The organism is uncultured Methanobrevibacter sp., from assembly GCF_946184425.1.
In the GTDB taxonomy this organism is placed as follows: domain Archaea; phylum Methanobacteriota; class Methanobacteria; order Methanobacteriales; family Methanobacteriaceae; genus Methanocatella.
The window spans coordinates 1-12,002 of record NZ_CAMHFP010000007.1; the positions used below are offsets into that span (position 1 = coordinate 1).

At 32.1% G+C, this 12,002-nt stretch carries 7 protein-coding genes; all 7 read left to right on the plus strand.

The window, feature by feature from the left end; translation table 11 throughout:
- The first annotated feature begins 104 nt into the window (after window positions 1–104).
- The gene (locus Q0P94_RS02195; RefSeq protein ID WP_295113340.1) at window positions 105–2,372 is read left to right on the plus strand and encodes a hypothetical protein; all 2,268 of its coding nucleotides are present in this window, start codon (window positions 105–107) and stop codon (window positions 2,370–2,372) included.
- Window positions 2,373–2,382: 10 nt separating this feature from the next.
- Window positions 2,383–7,647, plus strand: a complete 5,265-nt coding sequence (locus Q0P94_RS02200) for a right-handed parallel beta-helix repeat-containing protein (protein ID WP_295113342.1) — start codon at window positions 2,383–2,385, stop codon at window positions 7,645–7,647.
- Between the two features lie 359 nt (window positions 7,648–8,006).
- A complete protein-coding gene (locus tag Q0P94_RS02205) occupies window positions 8,007–10,328 on the plus strand; it encodes an Ig-like domain-containing protein (protein WP_295113344.1) in 2,322 nt (773 codons plus the stop codon).
- A 226-nt stretch (window positions 10,329–10,554) separates the two neighbouring features.
- Complete coding sequence (locus Q0P94_RS02210) at window positions 10,555–10,746, plus strand: hypothetical protein (protein ID WP_295113347.1); 192 nt, start codon at window positions 10,555–10,557, stop codon at window positions 10,744–10,746.
- The gene (locus Q0P94_RS02215) at window positions 10,718–11,200 is read left to right on the plus strand and encodes a sugar-transfer associated ATP-grasp domain-containing protein (protein ID WP_295113350.1); all 483 of its coding nucleotides are present in this window, start codon (window positions 10,718–10,720) and stop codon (window positions 11,198–11,200) included. The genes Q0P94_RS02210 and Q0P94_RS02215 overlap by 29 nt, the downstream gene beginning before the upstream one ends.
- A gap of 47 nt (window positions 11,201–11,247) precedes the next feature.
- The gene (locus Q0P94_RS02220) at window positions 11,248–11,463 is read left to right on the plus strand and encodes a sugar-transfer associated ATP-grasp domain-containing protein (RefSeq protein ID WP_295113505.1); all 216 of its coding nucleotides are present in this window, start codon (window positions 11,248–11,250) and stop codon (window positions 11,461–11,463) included.
- A 246-nt stretch (window positions 11,464–11,709) separates the two neighbouring features.
- Complete coding sequence (locus Q0P94_RS02225; RefSeq protein WP_295113352.1) at window positions 11,710–11,865, plus strand: hypothetical protein; 156 nt, start codon at window positions 11,710–11,712, stop codon at window positions 11,863–11,865.
- The last annotated feature ends 137 nt before the right edge of the window (window positions 11,866–12,002 follow it).

Sequence of the window (12,002 nt, forward strand, 5' to 3'; positions counted from 1 at the left end):
TTTAATTTTTATTATTAAATTACATTATTTACTAAAAATTTATAAATGAATTTTTAGATATATTAATAATGTATTAAAATTTTGAAAATTTGAGGTAAATTTTTATGAAAACTAAAGAAATTTTTATAGTATTGGCCATATTGTGCCTTTTAGTGTCTGTAGCGGGAGTGTCCGCTGAAGATAATAATACTATAAAAGATAATAAAGAAACGGTTTTAACCAGTTTCGATGATTCTAATAAAGTATTGGAATCTTCAATATCTGAAAATTTAACAAAAACTTCTAAAACTATCAGTGATTTTCGTGATGAAATAGAAAATTCTGATGATAATTCCGTTGTAAAAATAGAAAAGGATTATTACTTTAATAATGACAGTACTCCTGACAATAGAGGGATAACCATATTAAAAAATAATGTAACTATAGACGGTCAGGGACATACATTTGATGGAAATTCATCAAATTTGACTTTTCTTTTCAGAATCCATGGAGATAACGTAGTATTGAAAAATATGAACTTTATAAATTGGGAATTATACAATTCTTATGACATTATTGAATGGATAGGTAATTCAGGATTGCTTGAAGATTGTAGATTTATTAATAATACTGGTATAAGCGGTGGAACTGTTGACTGGACAGGTATTTCTGGACTCATGTCTGGTTGTGAATTTATAAACAATACTGCAGATAACGGTGGAGCAGTCTATTGGTATGGTGAAGATGGTCATATATCTGATTCCACTTTCTACAATAACACAGCTTATGAAGCTGGTGGGGCATTATATGTCTATGGAAGAAATTTCACATTGTCTTATAGTAATTTTGAACTAAATAGTGCAGATGTTGGTGGAGCAATATACTGGGAAAATGACAGAGGACTAATTTATGAAACTCAGTTTATAAACAATACTGCCGATACGGCTGGAGCATTATACCTTTTAATAGGTCCTTTTAATGTGATGGAGTCTACTTTTATAAACAACACTGCTGATGATTACGGTGGTGCTATTTATTGGGAAAGTATGGATGGAAATATTACTGAATGTTATTTTTTAGCAAATAATGCATCAAACGGTGGAGCTGTATACTGTGACAATTATTGTGATGTAACTATAAATAAAACTTACTTTGAGAATAATAGTGCAGATTTCGGTGGGGCTGTAATGATTGAGGATAACGGCAATATTGACAATTCATTATTTGAATCTAATTCCGCTACATCCTATGGTGGAGCTATCTATGCGGATAGTGAAGCAACAATCAATAACACTGATTTTACTGGAAATAAAGCTGAAACTGGTGGTGCTGTTGCAATGGCGGATGGTAATATTTCAAATTCAACATTTACAAAAAACACTGCAAATTCAGGTGGAGCGGTAGCTGCTGCCGGTGAAGTTGTGGTTGATGGAGTTTCTTTTGAGGCAAACAAAGCAAAAGATAAAAGTAACAATATCATTTCACAGGACGGCAATATCATAACAAAAAATTGCGATTCCGACACTCCAATTATTTTAAATGGAATTGAAATGGAAATTGATGACAGCATTGACCAGTATACATATGGTGAGATAATTAAAATACCTGTTGCAATAACTCAAAACGGTAATTCGGTTAATGGAGGAGTTGTTTCAACTAAAATCAATGGAAAAACATACTCAGCAAATGTCGTAAACGGTACTGCAACAATAGCTGTTCCTAAATTAAATGTAGGAAAATACTCCCTAACCGTAAATTATGTTAGACAAGGATATAATGATCCTGCACTTAAGTACAATGTCACAGTAGTTAAATCAAAAGCTATTGTAATTGCATTTGCAAAAAGATTTATTATAAACTATCCGAACAAATTTAACATTGCACTTAAAGACGGCAAAGGAAAAGTTATTGTAGGTAAAAAAGTTATTGTTAGAGTTAATGGCAAATATTTGGGAACTGCAAAAACCAATTCAAAAGGTATTGCTACATTAATAATCTCTGCAGTTAAATTCAAGATATTAAAAGCAGGTTATAAAAATTTAGCTATTACTTTTACTGATTCAAATTATAATACTGCTTCCAAAGTGGTTAAAATTAGAATACTTAAAGAAAATACTAAAATCGCAGCTAAAATTAATACCTACAAGAGCTCTTTGAAAATTAAAAAATTTGCAGTTGTATTGAAGAATTATAAAAATAAACCGGTGAAGAACTTGAAAGTTACACTTAAAGTTAATGGAAAATTATATGTTGCTAAAACTAATTCTAAAGGTCAGGCAATATTCAAAATAACTAAATTAACAAAAAAAGGAACTTTTATTTCTATAGTTAAATTTTCCGGTAATTATTATTATAATACAATATCCAAAAAGGTAAAAATTAGGGTTATATGAGGTTTTATAAATGAAATCTAAATTATTGATTATTTGTTTGTTATTGCTTGCATTATGCTCAATTTCTTCAGTTGCAGCGCAGGACGCCAATAATCAAACAGATATTTTTCAAAATAATAATGAATCAATTGAAAATGGCGATGCTTCAATTGATGAAGATTCAAAATTGCTTTTGACTAATGATAATGTACTGTCACAGGGCAGTTTTGATGATTTGCAGAAAAAAGTTAATAATGCCTCTGAAGGTTCTACATTAGTTTTGGATACAAATTATCAAAGTACTGATAATATTCTAAAAATAGATAAAACCATTACAATTGACGGTAAGGGTCATACAATCAACTGTTCCAAACAGGGACTGAAATCTTCAGCAGGAACAATCACTATTAAAAATCTAATATTTGTAAATGGTAAAAATGATGATTACCAAACAGGAGGATGCATATACATAACAGGTTCTGCTAAATACATAGTTATTAACTGTACATTTAAAAACAATTATGCTAAAAATTATGGTGGAGCTATTTTCAATAACGTGGAAGATACATTAACCATTATCAATTCAACATTCACAAACAATAATGTTGATGTTCATGGCGGGGCAATATATTCAAAAGGAGATATTGTAGTCAAAAATTCAAAATTTTTAAATAATGCCGCTAAACGTTCAGGGGGTGCAATCTACTCTCAGAGAATGTGTACTGTTACCGATTCAGTATTCGATTCAAACAAGGCAGAAAGTGACGGTGGAGCAATCATATCCAAAAAAGATTTAACAGCAGAAAACTCCAAATTCACAAACAACAAGGCTAATAATGGTGGGGCGGTATTTACTACAGAAGATGGAGTATTTGATAAATGTATATTCACAGGTAACAATGCTAAAAGCGGAGGAGCTATCTATTCCAATGGTGTAAAACGTACATTGATAAATGACTGTATTTTAAACAACAATGTAGCTTCTTCCGGTAGTGGAGGAGCTGTTTATTCATACAAATGGACTCATGTAGATAACTCCACATTCACAGGCAATACTGCAGACGGTAAAGGTGGAGCAATCTATACAGATTACATCAGCTTCGGAATTAACGGTCTGTTCCAGTCAAATACTGCTAAAGATCATGGTGGAGCTATTTACACATCCACAATATCAAATGACATCACAAATGTAAAATTCATTGGAAATAAGGTAACCGCTGATTTTGGTGGTGCGCTTTATATCAACAATAAATGTAAAGACATAACATTCAAATCATGCAGTTTCATAAACAATTCAGCTACAGCCGGTGACGGTGGAGCAATACACAGTGACAGCAGTTCCACTAATCTCAAATTCCTTCAGTGCACTTTCACTGGAAATACTGCGGCAGGAGGTAAAGAAAGACGTTATGGTGGTGCAATTCGTTCAAATGGTGTTGTAAACATAGATAATTGTACATTTGCCAATAACTGGGCTGAAAACTATGGTGGTGCAATATATACAGAAAAAGCAAATGAGATAAAAAATTCCGTTTTTATTTCAAATCAAATTAAAAACGGTGGAAAAAGAGACGGTGGAGCAATTTACATTAATAAAGAGTGTACTATAAATATAAATGGTTGTTATTTTGAATTTAATAATGGTGTGGAACGTGGTGGAGTACTCTACACAGATTCTAAAAATGCTCATTTAAGATTAACCAATAATGCATTCATAGGAAATTCTGCAAGCGGTCAGGGAGTGACTGTTTTCAATAGTGGTTATTACGATGCTGTCAACAATAATTGGTGGGGTGCTAATGGTGTTCCTCTTGGAAACCAATTGAAAGAGTACCATACCTTTGGAAGTAACACTGATAAAAACGATGACAGTCCTGTCAGCGTAAGTGTTTCTGGTGATAAAAACTCATATGTTGATGTAAAAGCATCTATCAAGATATCATTCACAGGCAATGTTCCATATTATACATTCGATAAAATATCATATTCATCAGACAAAAAAGGTGTTTTTGTTGACAAGAAAGTTAACGGAAATTTCCTGGAACTAAAATATATTCCAAACGAGACTGGAATTCATAAAATTACTATTTCAGTCGGCCAGTTCCAAAAATTAACATTTGAAACCACTGCTTCATATATCAGTGTTTACGGTTATGATTTAAATAAGGTATTCGGTGAAGATAAATATTATTCTGCTGTATTTAAAGATTCAAAAGGTAATTTCTTGGCTAATGATACTGCAGTAAAGTTCAACATTAACAATGTCAACTATACTGGATATGTTACTAATGGTATTGCTAGTCTGTATGCTAATTTGCAACCTGGCAATTACACTGTTAAAGCAATAAATCCTGTTACCAATCAAACTTTCACAAATAAGCTGAATATTAAAGAAAGAAATATGCTGTTCAACATCAATGATCCTTATGTTGTCCAGTTCAACAGTCAATATGCAACAAACAGCAGCAATGTTACATTCACAATAAATGGTAAAACATTCAACAGCAACATTTCCGAAGATGGTATTGCTTACTTCAGACTCAATGTTGCTGCGGGAAAATACACTGTTACAACCAAATTCGGAGATATTGTCATACAGGAAAACATTACAGTTTCAAATAAATTTTCCAATATGGATTTGGGATTGAATGATGCAAGCTATGGTTCATTCCTGCCTATAAGCGGTAATGAAACATTCACAATTAAGAATCTGACCATGGTCAGTTCTCTTGGAGATAATCTCTATAGATATGTTTTACCTCAGGGTGAGGCTTTCATATTATACAATGTCACAGCCTCAAATACTGCTGAGCTGACTAATGTTTTAAGAAAAATATCTGCCAAGGAGTTCAGAGCAGATGTTATTATCATCAATCTTAAAAAGGAAACTTATAAGGTCACTGATAACTTCTGGAGAGACCAGGAATGGTATTATCTTATTCATTTAACTCATGGAACTTTATTCATTAATGGTAATGGAGCTACTTTAGATGACGGTTATCACCATAATTTCATGGCTTTGGAACCAAGTACTCGAACAATTATTAATAATGTGACATTTAAGAAATTTTATCGTGTATTTTCAAGTGCTGGTGACGTCAGCTGTACCAATTCAGTATTTGTAGAAAACAACGCTAAATTTTTCCAAACAAAAACACCGGCTTCTGTAATCTACAATAAATACAAGGCTTCATTTGAAAACTGTATTTTTGATCATAACAAAAACGATGATGTGACTTTCGGCAGCCATGATGAAAACACTATGGGTGGTGTTTTATATGGTGAAAAGAATTCAGTAACCAATTTCATAAAATGTCAATTTAAGGCTGAATCAGATAATGTGCGTGCCGTTGATAAAAGTATGATTGTAGTTTATGATGATGATTTCAATGCATATAATCATATTGTTGCAAACGGTTATCTTGAAACCGCTGCAAGTATAAGCATAATGAAAACAGGTTCATATAATAAAAATAATACATTAACCTACAATATTTCTTCAGTTGATGAACTTTTAAAATGGAATAGATTAAAAGATGGTAAATTCTCTTTAATATATAGATTATATAATGTTTTAGATGATGCTACAGCATATGTATTCAATTTGGCTCCGGGCGTATATAATGCAAAATATGAACATTACCGTGATAAACATCAGGATGAATGGAGAACTGATTATCAAGGTTTAATGCCTGCCATTGTTCAGAATGAATACTTGGTTGATGTAGGTGCTAAGCCTGTTGTTATAAACGGTCATGGAGCTACAATAGCTTATCCGGATGCTTTAGTATTTAATGATTATCATTTTGCATATGTTCCAAAATCAGGGTCATTAACTTTAGTTAATATGACCATTAAAAATTTCAACACAGCTATTATTAACTATGGAACATTTATTGCGATAAATTGTACATTTGAGAATAATAGAATTAACCACATTAGTAAAACCGGAGATTTCGGTGGTGCTGTTAGAAACTATGGTCATGTTTATTGCTATAATTCCACATTTAAAGATAACGGAGCTAATGCAGGTGGTGCATATTACAGTGATGACTCTGCAAACGCTCTATTTTCAAACTGTACATTTTCAAACAATAAAATTGTATCCAAATTAGTTTGGAAAAATGGAAATCCAAGCAATTTGCACATCACTGGAAACTCAGTTGTTAAATTAGTAAATTGTAAAGGTATTGGTAAAGACAGTATTAAACTAGATAAGAGTGGTATTTGCTTAACTAGAGATTCTCTTGGTTATAGTGTATACAATGCAGTAGTAGACAGCATTTCATCTTTGATAAAAGTTTCCAAAATTGTTAAAAACAATAAGGAATATGATATTATCAATGTAACTTTCAAACCTGGAAGTTATGCTATCTTCCCGGATTCAAATACATTATTTGAAATGGATTATGGAATGTTGATTTTAAACGGTAACGGTGCAAGGGTTTTTGTTTCAAATCCAAAAGATAGTGACGAAACCAAATTCTTAACAACCACTTCACGTTCTACAGTCAATATCGTAAACTTGTCCATTGAAGGATTTAACATGGCAATAATCAATTCCGGATCTTTAACAATCACTAATTCATCATTAAATAACAATAGGGTGGATTATAATTTCAAAGAAGATTATGGTGGTGCTATCGTTAATAAAGGCGGTATTTTGAATGTTTTAAATACTACATTTAACGGCAATTATGCAAAATATGGTGGAGCTGTTTACACTACTAGTGCTACTCACTTTATTATATCCACTTTCACAAACAACTATGGATATAATAGTAAATCAAATGTGGATATTTATAATAAGCAAGGTTCCGTTGAAATTGTTTCTGTTACTAATATAATACCTAAAATTACTGAAAAAAATCCTGCACCTGCTTGGAAAGTTCAAATGCTTGAAACTGGTATATTTTTAGTAACTTTAGCTGTTACTATGGGTTCCAGTTGGGCAATTAGTGCAACAGGTGTTGCGGCTGCGAATTTGATATCAATGGGTGCCGGTGCTCTTATTGGCGGTAGTTTTGGTGCTTTGGAAGGATTTATCTATTCCAATGATCATCAGGATTACAGCAGCTTCTGGGTAAGAGTATTAAAAGGTGTAGCTAACGGTATCAGTTTTGTTCCATATGGGGCAGCAGCTAATAAATTAGCACCAATTACAGATCAGTTAATTAAAAAAGCTGCTCTTGATAAAATCTATGCTAAATTTGTTCAACAGACTGTTAAATTAGCTAAAGAGCAGGTCACTGCAATGAGTAAGAAGAATTCATACGAAATCATGAAAATATTTTAGGGAATTAATTGTATACAATTAATATCCTTTCTTTTTTTTATTTTTAAATCAATATTATTTCATAATATAGAATGACTGCATTTTTAATTGGTTTTCTTTGGATTATAAAGCATTTTTTTTACATCAAAATATTATATAAATTACTATTTCAGATTTAATTAAACTTTTTAAAAATAATTGTTTTGAATGTCCCTTCTAAAACATTCGATAACAAAAAGTTTGGTAATTAACTATACTAGCACCTTTTAATGAAAGCAATAGCTTTATTTGACTTATATAATTTTTTCATTAAATATATTTTCATAATGTTATTTTGTGTAGAATATCAAATATTTTACGGGCATTATAGGAGAAAAATTATGAAGCTTAAAAAAATAATGCTTGTCAGCATATTGCTGCTGGCTATTTTAACAATTGGTGCTGTTAGTGCAGAAGACAATGTAACTTCTGATAAACTGGCAATTGAGGAAATTTCATCTGATGAGATTTCAATTGAACAAAATGATTATGTATCAAAGGATTATAACACGTCTATTGATGTAACAATCCCAGATAAAATCATTACTAATGGTAAAGAGTATTTTGATGAGGAAATGAGCATAGACTTGCCGGTGGATGTTGATGAATATAATATGAACGTTTACTTTGATGACAAGGTCTACAGAACTTTTGATTCAGAATACAGTATATTCCAATATATTGACTTAGATGATGAATTCTATGAATTTATAGGCAATCCTGGTTATCATGAATGGAAAGTGGAATTTTTAGGGGATGGAAAATACAATCCTATGACTCTTGGAGGAAAATTTTTCTATTCTCAAATAGACATTGACTTTTCAGAGGAAACAGATTCAGATTATGTGCCTATTGATATATATGCTCCAAAAGGAGCTAACGGATATGTCACAGTTAACATAAATGGCAAACAGGTAACTCGTCAAAAATTCAAGGATAAAGACTGGGATGATGATTATGCCTGGATGAGTCTGAATGTCTATACTGGCATAAAAGAAAAGCAATTCGGACTTTATCCGTACATTATATCCTACACTGGCGATAATAAATTGTATGATTTTGTAAAAAACGGAACATTTAACTATCATTATACTTTTGATGTTTACTGTGATGAAGAGATAGATATTGGACGTTCAACAGATCTTTGTATTGATCTTCCTGAGGATGTTAAAGGAAAAGTTGATATCACTATTGATGGTGTCACTGAAACTGTCGTTGCAGAAGAAATCATTCGAAAGGAAATCGAGGGACTGGATTTGTTCAACCACACAATAGTTGTCAGATACTATGGAGGCAACTATCCTGAAAATTCAACAACACTCAATTTGTATGTCCGTGAATATTGGGATATAGAAAGCTATGTAGACTATAAGCATAATGTAATAGTCAACCTGACAATGAACAAGAATGCGAAAGGAAAACTCGTTGTTAAACTTGACGATAAGGTAATTGCATCAGCAAATTTTGTTGATGGTGTTGCAAGTGCAAAATTACCTATTTTACCTCTTGGAGAACACTATATTATATGTGAATATCAGGGAAGCGACTATAAAATTGAACCAAAAGAAGAATATGTTCAAGTAACTCCTGTCGTAACAATTCCAGACATGCGTGTAGGGGATAATAAGTACCTGGAAATTGAATATCCATCAGATGCAACCGGTGATTTGGAGGTATTAATTGATTATGAAGAATGTGATGTTGAGTTTAAAAACGGAAAGGCAAGAGTGTCTCTAGCTTATTTGGATGTTGGTTTATGGGATGTAGAAATTATTTATGAAAACGGAAACTATCCTGATTATGGCGATGATTTTGAAATAGATGTGAAAAAATTACTTCCAAAAATAACTCCAACATTTCCTAATACACTGACTGTAGGAGAAAAAGCAAAATTCACATTCACCCTGCCAAAAGATGCAACTGGAGAAATGCAAATAATTATTCTTGTCGATGGAATGTATGGTGAAGACTGGGATGACGGATATGGTGATATAAATTCAGGCAAAGCCACAGTGTATGTCACTCCCACAAAAGCTGGGACCTGGTCATTAAATTATCTCTACGATGGTGATGACAAATATGACATGGTAAGTGAAGCTGTCATGGTGACTGTTTCACCTGCAATAAAAAAAATCACAGGAAACACAAATGTCAACATGTACTACTATGACGGACACACATACAAAGTACGTGTAAGAGGTGATGACGGTCAATTTGTTGGTAAAAACCAAATCGTGCTTATTAAAGTTGGAAAAACATTATTCAGAGTAAAAACCAATGCAAACGGCTGGGCAATTCTCAAAATACCGTACACAATCACTCCAGGAAAATACATAATAACTACAGCATATGCCGGACAAACCGTTAAAAACGTTTTAAATGTCATCCAGGTGCTTAAAACACCGAAAACTGCAACAGTCAAAAAATCAGCAAAAATACTTTTACTAAAAGCAGTACTCAAAAAAGGCAAAGTACCGATTGCAGGAAAAATAGTTAAATTCAAAGTGAACGGTAAAATCTACAGTGCAAAAACCAACAAAAACGGACTTGCAATTGCTAAAATCAACAAAGCCGCAATCAACAAACTGAGCATCAGAAAATATATCGTTCAAACAATATATCTGAAAGATATTGTAAAATCAACATTAATCGTTAGACGTTAGAGAAACACACACTCTAACACTTTTTATTTTTTTTTGAATAATCTTCATATTTTAACAAATAATATATATCAAAATTACATATTTGAAAGATTAATATTGAACTGATTTGATGTCATAAATGTATTTTTAATAGGGGTTTGTCAAAAAATGCTTAGGAAAAACCCAAAAATAATACTCGTTCATAAAAATACTGCCTAAAAGATATAAAGCCTGATGCGGGAAAATTATGGGGCTTTGCCATTGGATATATTATGGCATATGTAAGATATTATATCCTGGAATTGACAGTTTGGACTATTTTTTATATGAATTTTATAATACGCAACATTCCGTGCGCAAAACATTCATTACCGAAGGGGATTTGGCTAAAATGGTTAAGACATTCAACGGTGATAAAAAAAACCAGGGATTGGACTAAATTTACCTCTAAAAAACAATTCAACATTGACTTTAAGGAATACATTGATCGCAAATGGATTGATGATGAAGTTTCAAAAGCAAAATTCTTTGAGTTTTGCAATTCTCAAGATAAACTTATTATAAAACCAAACGGAGGTTCACAAGGTAAAGGCATATTCTTTGCAAAGGTGGAAAGTGACGATGAGATAGAAGCATTATATAAAAAAGTGCAAGATAGGAGATATATCATTGAAGAGGTTATAACACAGAATTCCAAGCTTGCAACTCTGCATCCTCAATCTATAAACACTTTAAGAATCTACACTACTAGGAGCCTACGTGATGGAAAGCTCCATATTACATGTGCCGTCATAAGGATTGGGAGGCGAAATTCCAGAATAGATAATTACAGTTCAGGAGGGATGGTTGCGGAAATAGATATTGACAACGGAATCGTAAAAGTAGAGCTGTAGATGAATCCGGAAACGAATTCTTAAAACATCCAGATACTGGCATAGATATAAAAGGATTTGAAGTCCCGGAATGGGAGAATGTAAAGAAAATGGTTTTAAAAGCCCATGGGACGGTAAAAGACTTTGACTATATATCATGGGATGTTGTGGTTCGAGAAAACGGCAGCATCACATTTTTGGAAGCCAATCTTTTTGGAGGGGTCCATATTCAGCAACAACCTTCCATGACTGGAAAAAAGAAGATATATGAAAAACTCATGTAATGCATAAAAATTTAACCAAAGATGGATATATCCATGTTTTAACATATGCTATCAAAAATACTTTTTTTTGTTTAAAACAATTGTCGCCTTTGAAATATGAAACTATTTTTCGAGTTACTGATTGTTAATGCTCGTTTTACTTGGAACCAATTATTAAAAAAATATCAGAAAACATTTAAATTATTCAAACAACATCGATATACAGATTACAATGTAATCAGAAAACATTCGATAAAAACTAAAACAATGCAAGAGTATGGAATAACATTCCGGGAATTAAGAGATGGAAAAGTTGGAGATAAGTTCACTGCAAATGCTAATCCTGATGATGATACTTATATGTTGGATGAAGCAGAAATTTTGTTTGTAGATGGTAGGTCAGTATTTGTTTGTGTAACATAAACTATTAAAACAGTGGAAAACATAAATTCAATTGTACATATTGAACATGTGGATTTATTTTAATTTATGCTTGCATTAGTATAATGGGATGTCTAAATTAGTGAATCTTGTGCATTCCATTATTTTTTTACATTATT